Annotated in this window: 15 protein-coding genes, 1 tRNA gene and 1 pseudogene; 11 read left to right on the forward strand and 6 right to left on the reverse strand. The window is 53.1% G+C overall.

What is annotated here, in order from left to right; translation table 11 throughout:
- Positions 1-77 precede the first annotated feature (77 nt).
- Positions 78-151, forward strand: a tRNA-Met gene (locus MFFC18_RS14270).
- A gap of 173 nt (positions 152-324) precedes the next feature.
- Here the strand turns inward: MFFC18_RS14270 and MFFC18_RS14275 are convergent.
- Positions 325-696, reverse strand: coding sequence for a hypothetical protein (locus MFFC18_RS14275; protein ID WP_148618880.1), 372 nt, complete (start codon positions 694-696; stop codon positions 325-327).
- A 397-nt stretch (positions 697-1,093) separates the two neighbouring features.
- Here MFFC18_RS14275 and MFFC18_RS14280 point away from each other — a divergent pair, with 397 nt between their 5' ends.
- Positions 1,094-2,344: a tRNA-uridine aminocarboxypropyltransferase gene (locus MFFC18_RS14280; protein WP_075085926.1), complete on the forward strand. Its 1,251-nt coding sequence runs from the start codon at positions 1,094-1,096 to the stop codon at positions 2,342-2,344.
- A 26-nt stretch (positions 2,345-2,370) separates the two neighbouring features.
- On the opposite strand, the gene MFFC18_RS14285 is transcribed toward MFFC18_RS14280, so the two are convergent.
- Positions 2,371-3,918 (reverse strand): alpha-L-fucosidase, encoded by a 1,548-nt coding sequence (locus MFFC18_RS14285; protein ID WP_075086107.1) that lies wholly within the window; start codon positions 3,916-3,918, stop codon positions 2,371-2,373.
- Between the two features lie 152 nt (positions 3,919-4,070).
- Complete coding sequence (locus tag MFFC18_RS14290) at positions 4,071-4,469, reverse strand: response regulator (RefSeq protein ID WP_075085925.1); 399 nt, start codon at positions 4,467-4,469, stop codon at positions 4,071-4,073.
- A 713-nt stretch (positions 4,470-5,182) separates the two neighbouring features.
- On the opposite strand from MFFC18_RS14290, the pseudogene MFFC18_RS25820 reads away from it, so the two are divergent.
- The 6 genes and pseudogenes from MFFC18_RS25820 to MFFC18_RS14315 form a co-directional block, all read left to right on the forward strand.
- Positions 5,183-5,380 (forward strand): annotated as a pseudogene (locus MFFC18_RS25820) (TadE/TadG family type IV pilus assembly protein); the annotation flags it as partial.
- A gap of 48 nt (positions 5,381-5,428) precedes the next feature.
- Positions 5,429-5,716, forward strand: coding sequence for a hypothetical protein (locus tag MFFC18_RS14295; protein ID WP_148618881.1), 288 nt, complete (start codon positions 5,429-5,431; stop codon positions 5,714-5,716).
- A 23-nt stretch (positions 5,717-5,739) separates the two neighbouring features.
- Entirely contained in the window at positions 5,740-6,258 is a 519-nt protein-coding gene (locus MFFC18_RS14300; protein WP_075085922.1) for a TadE/TadG family type IV pilus assembly protein, read from the forward strand.
- A 118-nt stretch (positions 6,259-6,376) separates the two neighbouring features.
- Entirely contained in the window at positions 6,377-8,131 is a 1,755-nt protein-coding gene (locus tag MFFC18_RS14305; protein ID WP_075085921.1) for a pilus assembly protein TadG-related protein, read from the forward strand.
- Between the two features lie 225 nt (positions 8,132-8,356).
- Positions 8,357-9,403: a YkgJ family cysteine cluster protein gene (locus MFFC18_RS14310; protein ID WP_157665226.1), complete on the forward strand. Its 1,047-nt coding sequence runs from the start codon at positions 8,357-8,359 to the stop codon at positions 9,401-9,403.
- 190 nt (positions 9,404-9,593) lie between these two features.
- Positions 9,594-10,604 carry a 6-bladed beta-propeller gene (locus MFFC18_RS14315; protein WP_075085920.1) on the forward strand — a complete coding sequence of 337 codons (1,011 nt, stop codon included), beginning with the start codon at positions 9,594-9,596 and terminating at the stop codon, positions 10,602-10,604.
- 26 nt (positions 10,605-10,630) lie between these two features.
- On the opposite strand, the gene MFFC18_RS14320 is transcribed toward MFFC18_RS14315, so the two are convergent.
- Complete coding sequence (locus MFFC18_RS14320) at positions 10,631-12,067, reverse strand: selenium-binding family protein (RefSeq protein WP_084417348.1); 1,437 nt, start codon at positions 12,065-12,067, stop codon at positions 10,631-10,633.
- A 53-nt stretch (positions 12,068-12,120) separates the two neighbouring features.
- On the opposite strand from MFFC18_RS14320, the gene MFFC18_RS14325 reads away from it, so the two are divergent.
- Both MFFC18_RS14325 and MFFC18_RS14330 read left to right on the forward strand, forming a co-directional pair.
- Positions 12,121-12,786 carry a Uma2 family endonuclease gene (locus tag MFFC18_RS14325; protein ID WP_202907575.1) on the forward strand — a complete coding sequence of 222 codons (666 nt, stop codon included), beginning with the start codon at positions 12,121-12,123 and terminating at the stop codon, positions 12,784-12,786.
- Positions 12,787-12,794: 8 nt separating this feature from the next.
- The gene (locus tag MFFC18_RS14330; RefSeq protein WP_075085919.1) at positions 12,795-13,517 is read left to right on the forward strand and encodes a hypothetical protein; all 723 of its coding nucleotides are present in this window, start codon (positions 12,795-12,797) and stop codon (positions 13,515-13,517) included.
- A 136-nt stretch (positions 13,518-13,653) separates the two neighbouring features.
- On the opposite strand, the gene fdhF is transcribed toward MFFC18_RS14330, so the two are convergent.
- Positions 13,654-16,392, reverse strand: coding sequence for a formate dehydrogenase subunit alpha (gene fdhF, locus MFFC18_RS25495; RefSeq protein WP_244949098.1), 2,739 nt, complete (start codon positions 16,390-16,392; stop codon positions 13,654-13,656).
- A gap of 33 nt (positions 16,393-16,425) precedes the next feature.
- Positions 16,426-17,130, reverse strand: coding sequence for a transposase (locus MFFC18_RS14345; protein ID WP_075085917.1), 705 nt, complete (start codon positions 17,128-17,130; stop codon positions 16,426-16,428).
- Positions 17,131-17,210: 80 nt separating this feature from the next.
- On the opposite strand from MFFC18_RS14345, the gene MFFC18_RS14350 reads away from it, so the two are divergent.
- Positions 17,211-18,340, forward strand: a protein-coding gene (locus MFFC18_RS14350; protein WP_210421373.1) for an IS630 family transposase whose coding sequence is annotated in 2 segments (ribosomal slippage) — positions 17,211-17,637 and positions 17,637-18,340 — 1,131 coding nt in all. Because the reading frame shifts where the segments join, the coding sequence is not laid out codon by codon here.
- Positions 18,341-18,348: the final 8 nt, after the last annotated feature.

Genomic DNA, 18,348 nt, shown 5'->3' on the forward strand with positions numbered 1-18,348 from the left:
TTTGGCCGCGATGAAAAAACCTGGAAAGAAATTTCCAACAGGCCTCGACATCAAGCATCATCTCGCTAGTATATCGCTGCGGGATGGAGCAGCCCGGTAGCTCGCGAGGCTCATAACCTCGAGGTCGTCGGTTCAAATCCGGCTCCCGCAACTTAGCTTGGCATGGCAATCTAACGATCGCTGTTGTCGAGTCTACCGCTCAAAGGCCGATGTTCGAAAGCAATTTCAAGCATCGGCCTTTTTCGTTTGTCTCTGCCGTTTTTGTCTGCGGCCTCCCACCGATATCGGTGCGAGCGGCCCTCGGCAGCCATCGCAACAGGATGGCTACTCTTCGGTTTTAGGTTCCGGAATCTTCGTCGCGGCGATGACCTTTTCGGCGTCTTTTTCCAGATAGTCGCAGCAGGATTGGCCGCAGAAATGCAGCTCGTAACCTTCGACTTTGGTTGCGATCTCAGGTTTACCTTTCATTCCCAACGCACAGGTGTAGCAGTTTTCTATGACTTTATCTGCCTTGCCATCTACCTCGTCCGCCAACGCCAGCTTGGCCTTTGATTCTGGAGTCAGCGTCAACGAGACGTCTGTCGTCACATCAGCCGCGTCGGTGTCGGACGCAGGATCCGCTTGCGTTTTCGATTCACAGCCGGCCAACGCAACGGCTGAAACCAATGCGATCGCCATCAATATCAAATTCTTCATCACTCATCCCTTTTCAGTTTGGTTTGGCTAATAATCTCTTTGACTTGCATCAACCGCCAGTCAATCACGATTCTCTGTCAACCGCTTCTGCTTCAACAGCCCACTCGAATGATCGTTTCGTTCATTGCGACGACGGTTTGGCAGCGACTTGTAAAGAATCGCGTTTCGTGTGATTGTAGACGTATAGCTGCAAAATTTGATGCTCCATAACTACCCAGCCAACGAAACCGGTTTCGGCCGTTTCTCAAATTGGAGGGTTCCGCCGTGCAGTAGCGCTCCCGGAACCAGTGTTCCGCAGCCTGTGAGTCGTCGGGCTGGCGTTGTTAAAGATCGTCTATCGCCGGACCGCAAAATCGTCGCAGCTCAAACAGACAGTTGATTTTCCCAGCCTGGCTCCATGAATCGCTCCTCCAAAATTCAACAACGAATTCGAACTCTGCCGGAAGGAGAGTTTCGCGAGCGCTGTTATGGATGCTATCGACCGGTCCAGCACTGTTTTTGTGCGGCAATTCCTCGAGTCGACAACCAAACGGACGTACTGATCCTGCAGCACCAACGCGAGCGTTCGCACCCTTTCAACACGGCACGAATCGTGAATCAGGCTCTGGTTCGGTGCAAGTTACTGTTTGACAGAAACGAGACGTTTGCCGCCCGCGACTTGCCGATCGGCGACGGCGCAGCGTTGCTGTATCCGGGTAAAGGTTCGCGACTGCTGGACGAGTTAAGTGAGGAAGAACTTCCCAAACAGCTGGTCATCATCGACGGGACCTGGGATCAAGCCAAAACGCTGTTTCGCGACGTTCCGCAATTGCATCAGCTGCCACAGGTAAAGCTGGCTCCCTCGACTCCGGGTCAATATCGAATTCGCCTGGAACCGACGGACACTTCATTGTCGACGCTCGAAGCGACCGTGCAATCGCTGCAGCAGCTTGAGCCTCACACGACAGGGCTGGATGAACTTTCCCAGGCGTTCAACACGATGGTCGAACAACAGTTGGCTCATCCGAACGCCAGCTACGGGGACGGTTCACCGCGGCCGAAGATGGAAACGCCGAATATTCCTAGCTCCTTTCGCCGTGATCCGTCGCAAATCGTTGTCGCCTACGCCGAGGCAACGCCTGTCGATTATCAGGCGGGTATGCCGTGGACGGAACTTAATCGTCTCAAGAAACTGGCCGCGAAAGAGCCTCCGGTTTATTGCATCGCCCAGCGGATGTCGGAAAATCAAGGCCCTGCAGACTCGTTCTGCCAAACGATTACGCCCGCCAAACCGATTTCGCAAGCCAACCTGGATCACATGGGGCTTTCACAGTCCGATTTCGAGAGCCAGGTTTCCGTTCCGACGTTTTGCGAGCGCTGGAATCATTTTCTTCGGCCCGACGATTTGCTGATCGTGCCCAATCAGAAGACGATTCGACTGCTCGCGCGAACTGGAGTTCAGGTTCCCGACTACGAATTGCTCAAAGCAATCAACTTCGATCCACGAAACGAGTTTCCGGATTTGACGGAGTTTCTCAACGCAAACGATTGCTCAACTTTCGCCGCACGCCACCAGGGTCGAGCCGGCAAACGGCTCGCCAGCGCCGTCGCGCTGGTTCACCATTTTAGATCCGTGCTCGCCGACAACAACAGCCAGACCCGGCAATGACTTTCGCATTACGCTACGCCACCAAGCTATTTGATCGTGACCTTAAACACGGTTGCGATCTCATTGGCCTTCGTTGGTGCGAGAGCAGTGAATTTCAGGACGCCTTCTTCAAACTTCCAATCCAGCGTCTGATCGCTGCCCAGTTGCACGACTTCGTCAATGATGAATTCGCCAGTGGAACCGATCGCCAGGTGTTTGATGGCGAGAGTTGAACCAGCTTCTGGCTGGCCAAGCAAAAACACGAATATCTTTTTGCCGTCCGTGGAACGCGTGAAGCGAACATCCTTCGACGAGTATTTGTTGGTCGCGGATTGACCTCCGAAATGGCCGTCTTTAATTTGGGCTTCGCCGTAACCGTAGATCGCGTGCGGACGCGTCCCATAGATGGCCTCGCCGTACAGCTTCATGAATTCGCCAAGCCCCTTGAGTCGCTGACGTTGCTCATCGATGATCACGCCATCGGCTTTGGGAGAGATATTCAGCAATACAACGCCACGTTTACTCCACACGTCGACCATGTTTCGCACCAGCAGCGGAAGCGGTTTGTACTTTTGGTTCTGCACAAAGCACCAACCGTTGGTGCTGAGCGTAACGTCAGTCATCCAGACGCGATCCGGCATCTCTTTCAAACCGCCTTGTTCAATGTCGAGGACACGCAGATCGTTCGGCAAGTCTTCCTGTTTGCAGATCAAGGCAACTTTCTGCCCACGCGACTCCGCGGCGTTGAAATGATGAGCCGCCATGCGTTGGCGATAGTTTTCGGGGATGACGTCCAGCCACGAATCGAACCAGATCGCGTCGGGTTCGTATTTGTCGACAACTTCCTGGACAAGATTCAGCCAATATTCGTTGAATTCGGCCTCCGGCATATTGCCATAGAGTTTGCGAAGTTTGGGGTCGTCCGTCGACGTGAACAGGTCCTTGTCATACGGATAATAGCTCATCGTCCGCCCCTCGACAGGCTTGCCGTCTCGGCTGCGCTGCCCGGTAAACGAATGATGAAACGTGGCGATCGTTTTCATGTTCCGCTTCTTCAGCTCGGCCAACAACTCACCCGTGATGTCGCGTTTGGGGCCTTCGGCTTTGGCGTTGTTCGGATTGACCTGACTGTCCCACATCGAGAAACCGTCGTGGTGCTGAGCCACCGGTCCGGCGAATTTCGCACCGACTGCCTGAAAGAGCTCAGCCCATTCTTGCGGATCGAAATGTTCGGCAGTAAACATCGGAATGAAGTGGTGATAGCCGAATTCCTCGACCGGACCATAGTTCTCGATGTGGTACTCTCGCGAACCAGAGCCCCATTTTTTGGGATTCTTCATGTGCATCCAACGCGGATACCACTCAGTCTTGAAAGCCGGAACGCTGTATGGCCCCCAGTGAAAGTAAATCCCCAACTTGGCGTCATCGAGCCATTCCGGTGCACTACCGTGTTTGGAAAGCGATTCCCAGTTCGGTTTGTAGACTTCCGGATATTGTTTGGGAACAAAGGCTGAGTCGGACTCCTGAGCAACGCTGGACGTCGCGAGTATCAGACAAAGTGAAAAAAGGACTGCGAAAACGGTTCGAATTTGCATAAGACGATTCTGGATTTTGTGGGCCAACGAACGATCGCTTCCCATCATATCCGAATCGTTTTCTATCGATCCCCTGTAAACGCAGATTCTTGGCACCCGCTGCGGCCTAACACGATTGCTGGCTCGCACGTTGAACCAACGCCAACGTTCGGCTAGTTCCCGGAGGCGGCAGCCTGATCAGTCGCATGCATTTCGAGAGCGTCCCAAATCGTCTTGACCAGCTCTAGTTCTTTGACTGGCTTCAGCAGATAGCGATACACGCCTGCCTCATTGATCGCAGCCTGCATGCTGGGCACACTTGGTTGACCGGTCAAAATGATCCGTGCGGTTTCCGGAAAATGCTCGGCGACCCAGCATAGCAACTCTGTGCCTTTCATTCCCTGCATCGATTCGTCGGAAACGATGACGTCGACGCCTTTTCGTTTCAACATATGCATGGCTTCTTCAGCAGACCTTGCGCAAATTACGTCCAATGGCTGCTCGCTCAGCGTTCGCATCAAACCGCGGAGCAGGTTGTGATTGTCATCAACAAGAAGAACCGTTGGATTCATGATTTTGCTCGATTGATCTTATCCGCGTTGCGCCGGTCTGAACCGGGCGGCAATAAAAGTAGAAAATGGCTGGTCAAAATTGGCTGAGACCAAACCGCGACGAGGAATCACCAACAAGAGTCAGTTCGCGACAACATATCGATTCTCAGTTTCGCGTCCGACCTTAAAAACCGTACCCCACCGACGATTCCATGCACCGACAACTGGTGCAAATATTCTGTTTCCTTTGAAAGCAATCGGCATGAATGCAAGTAGTTCGGGTTTGCCCTGAACTAAATTGAGTAACCTGAGTTTTCGTAAAACGGAAGCCACGTTGCAGTTGGCAACCGTCAGCAAATGGCACGTAAGAAACAGATGGATGCGCGGACTGGTCAATCGTCAGTCCGGCCCAAAGAAGTTTGCTACGGGCGGTTTGCTTCAACCTCGAGCATTGCTGTCGCAACAGTGAGGACGGATTCGACTTCGACAGTTTGACGAGTTTTGAGCTTCGAAGTCGGGATAACCAACCGAATCCTTCTAACCGGATTGAAGATCGAAGGGTCGCGACGATTATATGCATCAGCTGGTTCTTTAGACACTTTTTCGCGTCGGCCGCACAACTTTGCTCCGATCGCGCCGTGAATCAATCGTACGTTGCAATAGGTCCTCAATCGCGTTCGCACTGGACTTGCTGGTCCAGCTAACGTATCCAACTCAAACAAAAGTCCAACGCTATGTTTTCGTGTTTTAATCGAAACTCGAAGCCTCAAGCTGCCAAATCTTTTCGGTCCCAACTGAGGAAACCGAATCGAAAGGGTACTTCGACGGTCGAGTGCGCCCTTTGCTTGGTAGTTCTGATCCCAATCATTTTTGGAACCCTCGAATCTTGTGCGGGATATCTCGTCAAGCAATCTTTGTCGGTTTGCGCCTATGAAAGCGTACGGGCCGGGGTTGGCCGAGGCACCACGAATGCCGACATATTGACTCGGACCTCTCAAATTCTTGAATTCAGAAACGTCAGTCTTGGTGAAGCCTCCACGACTGAATTCGCTGAACCGGGCGACGAGTACGGAATCTTTCTGATCACCCGAGACGGCTTGGCTGTTGAGGACCTTGACGCCCTTGATCCTATCACGGTACGGATTGTGGCGCCATCTGATGAGAACGCTACACCCGTTTTCAAGCACCTGCTAAATCGCAAGATCGAAGCGAGCGCCACCATGGTGCGTGAATTCGATAAACCTATTGGAAACATTACCGTCGACTGAACCATCTTTCAGAACTCAAAACCATGTTGAAAACACTTCGATTGAAACGATCTAACCGTCGCGCGGAACGTCGCGGAGCCACTGCGGTGGAGTTCGCGATGGTCATTCCGATTTTCGTTCTATTCTCGGTGATCAGTTTGGACTTTGCGAGACTCAGTCTCGCTCGACACGTCGTCCAAAACGCGGTCTATCGAGCCGGCCGCCTTGCCATGACCGAAGGCGCGACCAGAGAAGACACCATTGAAGCCGTCGATGAGTACCTGAACCTTTTTGGTTTGGAGCCGGCAGAAGGTGCAATCATCGTCGGGCAAGTTTATCTTGACGACGACGGCCACGTTATGCCGGTCAACACAACCGACGAATTCGATAGTTCAGCTGTCGAATTTCACGTGGAAGCAAGTGTTCCCTTTGACAACGCAACCGTTGTGCTCCCAGCTTTCTTTTCAAGCTGGGTCGAAGACCGGGAAATCGGATCACAAGTTCGTGTCCGCTCGGAACGCTATAGCGGATTTTTTAATCCGGCTGAAGCTTACGCAGATTGATGATACCCAAAAGATGCCCAACGTCTAACGATGTTCAACGATAACGCCTAATCAGAAATAACACTTTGTTCCCGAACCAGCAACTTTGGTTGGGGTTCTGACGCAACCGGAGAAACCAATGCAAAAAGTTGCTTACCAACGTCGAGGGGCAATTGTTCCTTTGTTCGCTATCGTCCTTCCAGCACTTCTCGTTATCAGTGCGATTGCAATCAATCTGGCATACGTCCAGCTGTCAGATACTGAAATGCAAATTGCAGTCGATGCCGCCACCCACGCCGGAGGGCGTCGATTGGGGACGCCAAGGCCCAATGCAGATGGCTCAGTGCAGACTCTCGCGGAAACAAAAGCAGAAGTGATTGATTTTGCCGCTGAAATTGCAGCCATGAACAAGGTAGCAGGCAGCCCAGCCGCAATCTCGGAATCAGACATGCAGTTTGGCCGTTCAACGCGAGTCTTGCGAAGCAACGGCACCATGGCACCGTATCAGTTCCAGCCCACGGTCGGCAACCAGATCCCGAGTAGCTTTCGAATTATCAGTAACGACATAGAACTGCCGCATGCGATCGGGGCGGCAGGCATGGCCGATTCGTTCACAGTCAAAGCTGACGCTGTTTCAACACAGGTTGACCGCGATTTGGTCCTCGTGCTCGATCGATCAGGCTCGATGATTTATTTCGAAGACGAAGCGTTGTTTGAAGACACGCTTTACGATCTCAGCCAGGAAACGTATACAGTCGAAAGTGAAACGACTTATGAATACCGCGTTCAATGGAGAAGGGCGGACTCGTCGGGTAGTTGGAGCAACTCGTCACACGGACCATATATGACGGAGGCAGAATTCGCCGTCTATCCAAGCTTTCCATCACGCAACGATTACCGGCTAAATTACTCGAACCAAAGAACACGAAGTGGTGGAAGTAGCGAAACTCGCTACAAGATCAGCAACTCCGAATATCAGGACGGGAAGGATGGCGTTTACGATCGTTGGTACACGAAAAACGTAATATACTGGTTAGAGGTTGATCAGAACAACCAGCACACACTTGGCGACGACCCTGACACATGGGCTGATGGACTTACGACGGACCAACAACGTGAGGAACTGACGACGAACATGGCATTGTATGCTCATGATTATCGTTACCGGTACAAATTAAATAACTCGAGCATTAGTTCTTCTTCTCAGATCAATAGTCGCCAGGCCCCTGCCTATAGCCGATGGTATCACCTTGAACGAGGAGTTAACGTGTTCCTGAATGTACTTGGTGGCGGAGTTGACCCGGATGGAACAGTACGAGACGGTACGGTTCAAAAGGAGCAGGTCGCGATCCTACCGTTCAATGCTTCGCCTGATACGCAGAACAGTAACAAGAACCCTGATTTCGACTACGGTCTTCAGGACGATGGGTTCCCCGCGGCCTACGTCAACGACAGTAGCGAGCCAGGCTATGACGTGCCCTATGAGGGTTCAACGATTTCGATCAGAGACGTTCTTCCCACGATCTGCCCCTATGCTGGTACCGCCATCGGCGACTCGATGCGAGAAGGAGCCTGGCTGATTCGGAACATGACTGTCGACGACACTGACGCGAGAGCGCGAGCGTTTGCAGCTAAGACGATTGTTGTGCTGACCGATGGCGATAGTAACACCGGCGACGATCCCGTCGATGTCGCCCGAGAGGAACTTGCCCATCAGGACGTGATCGTTCACACGATCACATTCACACCGGGTGTGTCAGCGAACGGGAAAAGCAAAATGGCTGACGTCGCCATGTACGGGCGCGGCAAGCACTATCACACCGACTCGGGAGCAGGTTTGTCGAAAATCTTCGAAGAAATCGCCAACAACCTGCCGACCATTCTGACTCAATAGAGCCTATCTGAACCAAGCTTTCTCGATCAGCCTCCTCGATTCCAAAAATCGAGGAGGCTCTTTTCGTTAGGCGGAAATATGCAACCCGATGGACCATGCAAAACTTTCGTAGACCTACATGGCTTTCTTGGGCAATATCCCGCACACTGCATTTACGACTTTCCTAAACATCGCAGACGTGGCATAAATCAAGTGCTCGCCAATTTTCGCCCGCACCAAGCCAACATGTTCGAACGTTCCATCAATCACAGTTACCAGGATCCGGTCGATCTGATCTGGCTAAAAGCAGCGGCGGATCTGGGCCTCAAGATCGCTCGGTCGGCAGACGCATTTGCGGCCTATGACGGCAATGGCACGCTTACTATTGCGACGGCCGAACACTTCGATGCAGATGACTGTTTGGCGCAAATGATCTTCCATGAGATTTGTCACTGGATGATTGCCGGGCGACGAGGTTTCCAGCTGGAAGATTGGGGGCTTTCCAGCATCGACGATAGCGATATTGTCTATGAGTATGCTGCGATCCGCCTACAAGCCGCACTTTCACGTCCTTACGGGCTGCGATCATTTATGGCGGTGACGACCGACTGGCGTCCGTACTGGGAGTCGCTCCCGGAAGATCCACTGGGCGATGGAGATGATCCGGCGATCCCGTTGGCTCAAGACGGCCACTTCATGTCGCGTTTGGAACCCTTCGAAGCGGTGCTCAAGCGTGCCCTGTCCGCGACCGCGACGATTGCCGACGCGGTCCGTGGTGCGACGGAGCCATCGTCGCTCTGGAGCATTACTAAGCCTCGCCATCGACTGGGATCGCTGTTGTCAGAATCGGATAGCTTGAAGTGTGGCACGTGTGCCTGGGCGTCTTCTGACGATGATGCAGGTTCCATTCTGGGATGCCGTCAGCACAAGGAGTTTGAGCAGCCTGCTCCCGCGGTTAAGCGCGATGAGCATGCTTGTGAGAAGTGGGAACCGAAGTTTACGATCGAAGACTGCGGTTCTTGTGGAGCCTGCTGTCGCGAGGGATTTGATATTCTGACTGTGACTGATGACGATCCGTTCAAGAGGCTTCACCCTGAACTGGTTCAACTTCGTGACGATGGTGAGCATGGCGTTCCCAGGCCTGATGGGCTATGTGTTGCGCTCGATGGTGATGGTGAGGCGTCGCCGTATCGCTGTCGACATTACGATTCGAGACCACGGAACTGTCGTGATTTTGAAGTCGGAGAAGACGGCTGTTTGCTGGCCCGCCGCCGCGTCGGCTTGAGCCGCTAAAAACGATCTGACTAAACTACTCGATTCGTTTCGGGACCGTTGGCTGCCGCATTCAAGGCTGATTTCGTTGCAGCATGCCCGGGCAGGGCAAAAGCATGACGAACTCGATTCTCGCACGCACGCCACTACAAAGAATCAACCGCTCGCGTTCTAATTGAGCGTTCAATTGGCCACCCAAACAGGAACATCCATGAAGACTCTCTTTTGCTCTCTCGCCATCGTTGGCTTGGCTCTTACGACTCACGCTGTGTCCGCGCAGGATGCTGAAACCGTAGCTCCTGTTCGGATGGGATGCGGCATGATGACCTTTGACACGGTTCCTGGCTGGGGACTGCGTCCTGACGGCAACTCCGCGATTGGGCCAACACATGGCGGTGTCGTTGTCGATTCGGCGGGTCATATTTACACCAGCGCGAAACAGGGCGTCTACGTTTTTACGCCTGAAGGCCAAGTCGTGAAATCGTACCTGGGCAAAGATTACTCCAATATGCACGACATCGAAATTCGCACCGAAGACGGAATCGAATACATCTATGGTGCTCGCAACGAAGCAGCCGAAGCGGTCAAGTTCAAGGCTCACGGCGGCGAGATTGTTTTGAAGATGCCATTCCCGGAAGCCTCAGGGTTGAAGCCCAAAGCCTATCGCCCAACGGCAATTACCGTCGCCGAAAATGGAGACATCTATGTGGCCGATGGGTACGCCAGCAATCTTATTTTTCGATTCGACAAAACGGGCAAGTACCTGAGCCACTTCGGTGAAAAGGGCAACGACCTGAAACAGTTCAACACCTGTCACGGCATGACGCTGGATACGCGTTATGACAAACCACGACTGTTAATCTGCGATCGGAACCACCAACCCAAAGGCCGCCTGGTCCACTACGATCTGGACGGCAACTTCATCGAAGAAGTCGTCACTGGACTCGGCATGCCAACCTCGGTTGCCATCCAGGGCGACTACGTTTCGGTGCCTGATCTTCATGGCCGACTCGTGATCCTCGACAAGAGCAACACGATCATGGCTGTTTTGGGGCACAACACAAATCCGGACACACGACGCAATTTCAACGTTCCGCAGAAAGACTGGATCGAAGGCACGTTTAGCGGCACCCACGGATCGTACTGGGACAAAGAAGGCAACCTCTATGTCCAGGACTGGAACGTGTCCGGCCGCTTGATGAAACTGGTTCGAGTAAAGTAGTTCGGCTGGTCGAAGGCTCTTCGGAACTAAACCCAGATATCCGAAGTGCAATCGCCACCCGGAAAACGGATCTCGTGAGCCCGAGCTGGACCGCCGGGCTCTTTGCCGAAGTCGACCATGAACTTTTCATTGACTGAAAGCCCGCCGCTGTCCGTGTTGCAATCGATCTGCAACATGTAGCAACCTTCCGTTTTCATGTCCGGATAGAACTGGTTGTCCCACGGACTGTAGAGTGAACTGGTGACGTAAAGTCGTTTGCCATCGAGGCTGAGCTGCAACATCTGCGGGCCGCCGCCAAGCTTGCGACCAGCGACAGGCTCACCCTTGCCAATCACGCCACCAAGCCAAACCTGTCCGACCAGCTTTGGCTTCGCCGGATCGGAAACGTCGTACTGGCGAATGTCGCCGTGCAGCCAGTTGGAGAAGTACAAATACTTGTCGTCCATCGACAGAACCAGATCCGTGATCAGGCCCGGAACCGGGAAAGGCCAACCTTCGGTTTCGACCGATTCGACCGCCACGACTGAGTCCGCAGTCCACTTGTCGCCTTCCTTGCACCAGTGCCAGATGGTGCTGCTCAGTGCCGCTCCGACGAAACCGTGAACGCTGTCGGGGTCATGGTGAAAGCGGACTTCCAGAGGAATCATTCCTGTTTCGCCGAGGTCGAGCGACTGGTTGATCTTCTTCTCTTTCCAGTCCCAGAAATGCAATTGCTGCCCGTACTTTCCGGCTTGGACGTCTTCCAGCTTGAAACCCTGTGAAACAGTATTCGGCGATCCCCACTCGCTGGAAACCATCACGTTGTGGCGCGGCTGATACCAGTAGTCGTAGTTGAATTTCATACCGGTCAGGTCGTTCTCCCAGCGACCCTTGATGTTGAACTCTTCGTCAAGCAACATGAATCCGCCAGGTCCGTCGCCTTTGGCATCGCCCAGCATCGAAATCATGATGTTGCCATCAGCCAGACAGTGAACCGTGTGCGGCGCGGATAGATTCAGCTTTTCCGCGATGTCTTTGCCTTCGATGACTTTGTGGAGCTTCGGATTCTTAGGATCCTCTGTGTCGACGATGTGAATCCGCCCCGACCCAATGCCTGGCAGGACGATGTAGCGACGGTGCTTGCCATCTTCGCCATGACAACTACTGCAGGCATTCCATCCAAAGTGGTGCAGTTCGTCGCCGACATTGGGCATGGGCAAGCGAGAGATGACCTGACTGTATGTCTTTGAGTCAGGATCGACATCGATGGTCGCAAGGTAATCCGGTTTGTTGACATCAGTTCCCGCATAGATCGCCGGAACGTAGGCAATCGTTTCCGGCGGCGCTTTCATTGCGTCGGCGGGTGACGCATACGTTCGATCGCAACAGGCGGCTTCGTCATCAAACGCAAACGCAGTCCCTCCGGCAGCAGAAAGGAGAACGGTTGAAGCAGCAGTCGATTTCAAAAATTCGCGGCGTTGCATGGTGATCTCCAGCAGGAAAAAAGTTGGATCTGGTTGCGGAAGATTGTAACGAATTGCGACAGAAAACCATCAATCCTCCATTCAAAATTGAATTGGGGCGATTGGTTCGCTATTATTGCAATATGAGCAACGCAAAGTCACTTCAGAAGACTTCGATCGCCGACTATTTGAAAGGCGAGTTGGATGCCAAGCGACGACATGAATTTGTTGACGGCGTGGTTTACGCAATGGTCGGGGCGAGGAATCGCCACAACATGATCGCCACCAATGCAACGATATCGATGGGAGGCCAACTTCGCGAAAGTCCGTGCATGGCTTTCAACTCCGACACGAAAATTCGAATTCAACAATCCGGTGGAACGCGCTTTTATTATCCGGACGCGATGGTGGATTGCGATTCCAATCCGGACACAGACACCTTTCAGGACAAACCGGTTGTAGTCGTTGAGGTAATCTCCGAGTCGACCAGGCGGACGGATGAAAAAGAAAAACGGGATGGATACCTTTCGATTAATTCACTGCAAGTCTATCTCCGCGTCGAACAGGGAACGCCATGTGTGAAAGTCGACCGCCGCAACGACGAATGCTTTGATTCTCAGCTTTACGAAGAACTCTCCGCAGTCATTCCTCTGCCTGAAATCGGCATGGAGTTGCCGTTGAGTGAGCTTTATCGCGGTGTGACGTTTCCGGGACCACCGGAAACCGTAGACGAGGAGTAACCGAAAAGGTGCCTGAAGTTTCCAATCTGACTCGGCCAATTGAGAGACGGATCGCAATTTTCGACGCTCGTCCTGGCGATCGACAACTTGGAACGGACCTTGGCTATGGCTTGATGGGCGGTTCGCCGCAGAAGTTTGACGAAGATAGCAAGTTCTTTAAAGTCGGGCCTCAAACCATCCCACCAAAATTTGTTGCGATCTGGATGTACTTTGTTTTGGCCGCAATCTCCATCACATTTGTTTGCATGGGCATCAAAGAAATGGCAGCGTGGGGCATTGTCATTGGCGGTGCAATTCTTATCGTGCCCACCATGATCGCCATGTTCAGCTGGATAAATCACTTGACGGGAAAAGAACCGTTTCTGGTTTTTGATAAAGTAACAGGCATCGTTGAGCTGCCGCGTCTGGCGTCAAAGTACTCCGTCAAGCAACTTCGCGAAGTGATCTTTCTGGATCGTTTTGTCGATCGCAATCAGCATTGGCATATCGGGCTGCTTGCTGAAGAAGGCAACGGTTCGTGGACTTACCTGCACCTGTTCAACACGGCTCACATATGTTCCGGAAACGGATCTGGCTGGCTGGGCTTCAAAGACGACGACCAAAAGATTGCAGAAGCCCTCGGCATTGGCTTCCGTCGCATCACATTTACAAAAGATGAGTCGCTGGAATTGGCGTCGCTTGTTCCATGGCTCAACAGAACGGCGAACAACAATGCGAAACAGCCATCATGAAGACACCGGGAATCCTGGCTGGTTTCGTCACCGTAGAACCGAGGCTCTTGCTTTCGTTTAACGCCTAGACGAAGGCGTCGGCGTTTGGCACTTCGAAACAATGTCGCCTTCGGCTCAACGTCAACGACCTCATCGCCTAAGCCGTTACTGGCTCAGCAATTTTCTCGACCCGAACAGCACAAACTTTGTACTCGCCCGTGCCTGTGACCGCATCGCCGGCGTCGTTGGTCAGCAAGTTCGCACGCTGCTCCGCGAAGTGCATTGGCATCCAGACGCAACCGCGACGTACGCGGGGCGACACCCAGACTTCGGCTTGAATCATTCCGCGGCGTGAGGCGACGTTGACGATTTCGCCGTGGGATACGCCCAACCTCTTCGCATCGCCACGATGCATCTCGATGAAGTTCTGACGTTGTTTGGCCACGGGACCGGCGTCACGCCGCGTCTGCGTTGCGCTGTTGTAGTGGTAAAGCGTCCGACCCGTCGAAAGCACCAGCGGATAATCGTTGTCTGGCAGCTCGGCACTCGGCCGATAGTCCACCGCTTGAAACGGAGCTTTTCCGATCAGCGGACCGTCGCTGTGAAGTGTCGGCGTTCCTGGATGGTTCGGATCCGGGCAAGGCCACTGCAACCCCTGAACGTTGTCTTCAAGTCGCTCGTACGAGATCCCCGCAATCTTCGGCGTCAGCGACGCGTACTCCGCAAAGATCTCCTTCGGCCCCGGGTAGTGTGGCATCGCGTAACCTGCGGCTCGAGCAACATCGCAGAGGATCTGCCAATCCGGTCGCGCACTTCCCGGCGGATCGACGGCTTTGCGGACTCGCTGCACGCGACGGTCGCTATTGGTAAACACGCCATCCTTTTCCGCGAAGCAGGCTCCTGGCAAAACGACGTCGGCAAAGCGAGTGGTCTCGTTGTGGAAAATCTCCTGGCAGACCACAAACTCACAGCTGTTCAAACCTTTTTCCACTTTCGAAACGTTGGGCTCAGAGATCACAATATCCTCACCCATCACGTAAACGGCTTTCATCCGTCCCGCCGCCATCTCCTTCATCATCACGTTCAGGTTCAAACCATCGTGCGGCGAAAGTTCTGCATTCCAAGCGGCTTCGAACTTCTGTCGAACGTCGTCGTCGGTGACCTTCTGATACCCAGGATAGTAGATCGGCGTCGCGCCGGCGTCGTTGGCACCCTGAACGTTGTTCTGTCCCCGCAGCGGATTCATGCCGGCCGCGCGAACGCCCAGATGCCCCGTCATCAGCACCAGATTCGCCAGACAATACACGTTGTCCGTGCCATGCGTGTGCTCGGTGATGCCCAACGTGTAGTAGATTCCCGCGTGCTTCGTCTCCGCGTACCAACGAGCCGCCGTACGGATGTCTTCCGCCGGAACGCCAGTGACTTTCTCGGCTTCTTCGGGCGTGTAGCTGGCAACTTTGGCCTGAACGGCATCGAACCCTTCAGTGTGTTTGTCGATGAAGTCCTGATCGTAAAGCCCTTCGGTGATGATCACATGTGCCATCGCCTGCAACAGCCAAACATCGGTTCCGGGTTTGAGCTGCATGTGAATGTCAGCCATTTCCGCAAGCCAGATTTCTCGCGGATCGGCGACGACCAGTTTCGCACCGCGCTGCCGAGCCCGCTTCATCTCCATCGCAATAATCGGATGAGCTTCAGTCGTATTCGAGCCAATCACGAACATCATCTCACTGTCGCGGATCTCATCGATCGCGTTCGTCATGGCACCCGCTCCAAACATAGTCACCAGACCGGCGACGGTAGGAGCATGTCAGGTAGCGGCACACTGATGAATGTTGTTGGTCCCGAACGCGGCTCGGGAAAGTTTTTGCATCAAATAGTTTTCTTCACCCGTGCATCGCGAAGAAGAAATGAAGCCCAGCGAATCGGCTCCGTGCCTTTCTTTGACTCGCAGCAATCCATCCGCAGTCGCTTTGATCGCTTCGTCCCATGTCGCTGGCTGAAGCACGCCGTTTTCGTCGCGGATCAACGGTTCGGTGATCCGGTCTTCGTGGTGAATGAAGTCATAGGCAAAGCGGCCTTTGACACATAGATTTCCATCATTGAGCGTTTCACCGGGTTCAGGACTGGTGACTTTGACGACGCGATCGTTGCTGACGTGCAAGTCCAGCTGACAGCCGACGCCACAGAAGTTGCAGGTTGAGCGAACTTTCTCGGTGCCGAGTTGAACGAGGTTCTTCGGCGCCTTCTTTTCGATCAGAGCACCGGTTGGACAGGTATCAATACACCCGCCGCAGAGTTCGCAACTGGTGTCGATCAGGCTGCGTTGTCCTGCAGTCGCGATGGTCGTTTCGCTTCCGCGACCTGAAAGTGTGATCGCATTGACGGCTTCGACTTCGTCACAGTATCGCGTGCAGCGAGCACAGAGAATGCACAGATCGGGGTTGAATTCGATGTAGGGATTGTCGTCGCCGTGCCTGGCCGCGCGAGGTGCATCGACGGGTTCGAGCGGGATCGGGGTCACGGTTTGGCAGAGTTGCCTGAGCTCGTTCGCGTTCGCGGTTTCGACCGGCGTACCGCTGTCGTCGGTCTCATGATCCGCCGCGTACATGCTGTAGAGCACGGTTCGGTGGCGTTCGATACGCTGGCTCTCGGTCGTAACGACCATGCCGGGGTGAACTTTCCACGCACAACCCGGCTGCATGCGGCGTTGCCCTTCGACTTCCACCAGACAAACACGACACGCGCCGGCGGGCTTGAGCCGCGGATCGTGACAGAGTGTTGGGATATTGATCCCGGCACGATTCGCGACCTCGACGACGGTTTCGCCAGCGAAGGCAGGGTATTGGTTGCCGTTGATGGTGATCGTAAATTTTTCGTTGTTAGTAGCGTTCATGGTTTTTCTCGTGGTTGTGGCTTCCAGCCGCAATCATTCGCATTGAAGCTCACTGTAGATAGAATACTGTACCGTCCTCATTGGACATTCTTCGACTTGCAATCCAGCTTTTGATGGATTTGCCCGTATGTACTCTTGCGTACGAAGCAGTTCACTTTCGTCACGTACGAGCCTGTCGTAGGATTCTGACATCCAAAGCGCCCCTGTTTTCGATAACCGTTTATTAATCTTGTTTGCAGAGAAGCTCTTTATCGAATGCAAAACATTTTCAAGATCGAACGACGCCAACGGGGTTATCAAGGCATGGACGTGGTTTGACATAACGACATAGTCGCCAATCTCCAACCTGCTACCATGGAAAAACTCAAGCGATTCCGCAACAACTTTAGCAACTTCACTCATTGAAAGACAGTTGCTTCCGTGGCACTTATCTAACTCTTCAAAAAGACGGATTGCATAGGCCCTTTCAAATGAAGCCTTATCCTGTTCAGAAAGAGCGTCGAATTTCTCATTGAAACCAGGTTCTCCAATCTCGATACTACGGGCCTTGAGCCAACCAAAGCGTTCTGACCTCCACTGTCGAAGTACTTTTTCGGGAACTGAATCGTCTAAGCGAAAAGTGACAAAATAGGTGCAGCCTGCCTGGCGAAGATGAGGAAGAAAGCCGTTTCGGTAAATGCGAACGGGTCCTTTGTCATCAAACGGCTGAAATTTGAGTGGTTGAGAAATTGTACTCATGTTGCTAGTAGTCTGTCAAAGTTGAGTTGACTAGTTTTTGGCTATCGTTCATTGTCTTCTTTTTTGCCACGGAGGGCGAGATGAAAACGAAGTCAGAACGTTTTGTTGTTGATTTGACTGATAGCGAACGTCATTTACTCAAAGACTTGATTCGCAAAGGCGGTAAGTCGGTTTCTGTTCTTGGTCGAGCTCGCGTTCTGCTCAAAGCCGACCAGGGAAAGACTGATCAGGAGAACGCAGAGTTTTCAGGAGTGGGCCTTTCGACGGTATTTCGCATTCGTCGGCGGTTCGTCGAAGAGGGGTTGGAGTCGGCAGTGTTTCGCAAGAACACTGGCAAGCGGATTTATCGTAAGCTTGACGGTAAAGCTGAGGCGACGTTGATTGCAACTGCATGTAGTGAAGCTCCTGAGGGCAGAAGTCGGTGGACATTGCGTTTGCTTGCTGATCGTCTGATCGCTTTGGAAGTTGTTGACTCGGTCAGCCACGAGTGTGTCCGCGAGACGCTGAAAAAAACGAACTTAAGCCTCACTTGAAGGAGCAATGGGTGATCCCTCCCGAGAAGAACGCTGAATTCGTAGCTGCCATGGAAGATGTCCTTGAGGTGTATCAACGCCCCTACGACGCCAAACGTCCTGTTGTGTGTCTTGACGAAACGAGCAAGCAACTCGTTGGCGAAACTCGAACTCCTATCCCCGCCAAGCCGGGCACTCCAGTTTGGGAGGACTACGAATACAAACGCAACGGTGTCGCGAACCTGTTTGTGCTTTTTGAGCCACTGGCAGGGTGGCGCCACGTCGAAGTGACCGATCGACGAACGAAAGTTGACTTCGCCCACGTCGTCAAGAAACTCGTTGACGAGCTTGATCCTGACGCAGAGAAAATTGTTTTGGTCATGGATAACCTCAACACCCACAAGCTTGGATCACTGTACGAAGCCTTTGAACCGCAGGAGGCTCGTCGGTTGATCGAGAAGTTGGAAATCCACTATACGCCCAAACACGGCAGCTGGCTCAACATGGCCGAAACCGAACTGGCTTCTTTGGCAAAGCAATGTCTCAACAGGCGAATCCCAACCAAAAAGACACTTGAAAAACAGGTTGCAGCCTGGAACCGTGGAAGAAACGAGTCGGAAGCAACCGTTGATTGGCAATTCAAAACTGACGATGCAAGAATAAAACTAAAGAAGCTTTACCCATCAATTCAGCTCTGACAGACCAC

The organism is Mariniblastus fucicola (assembly GCF_008087665.1).
GTDB classification, from domain to species: domain Bacteria; phylum Planctomycetota; class Planctomycetia; order Pirellulales; family Pirellulaceae; genus Mariniblastus; species Mariniblastus fucicola.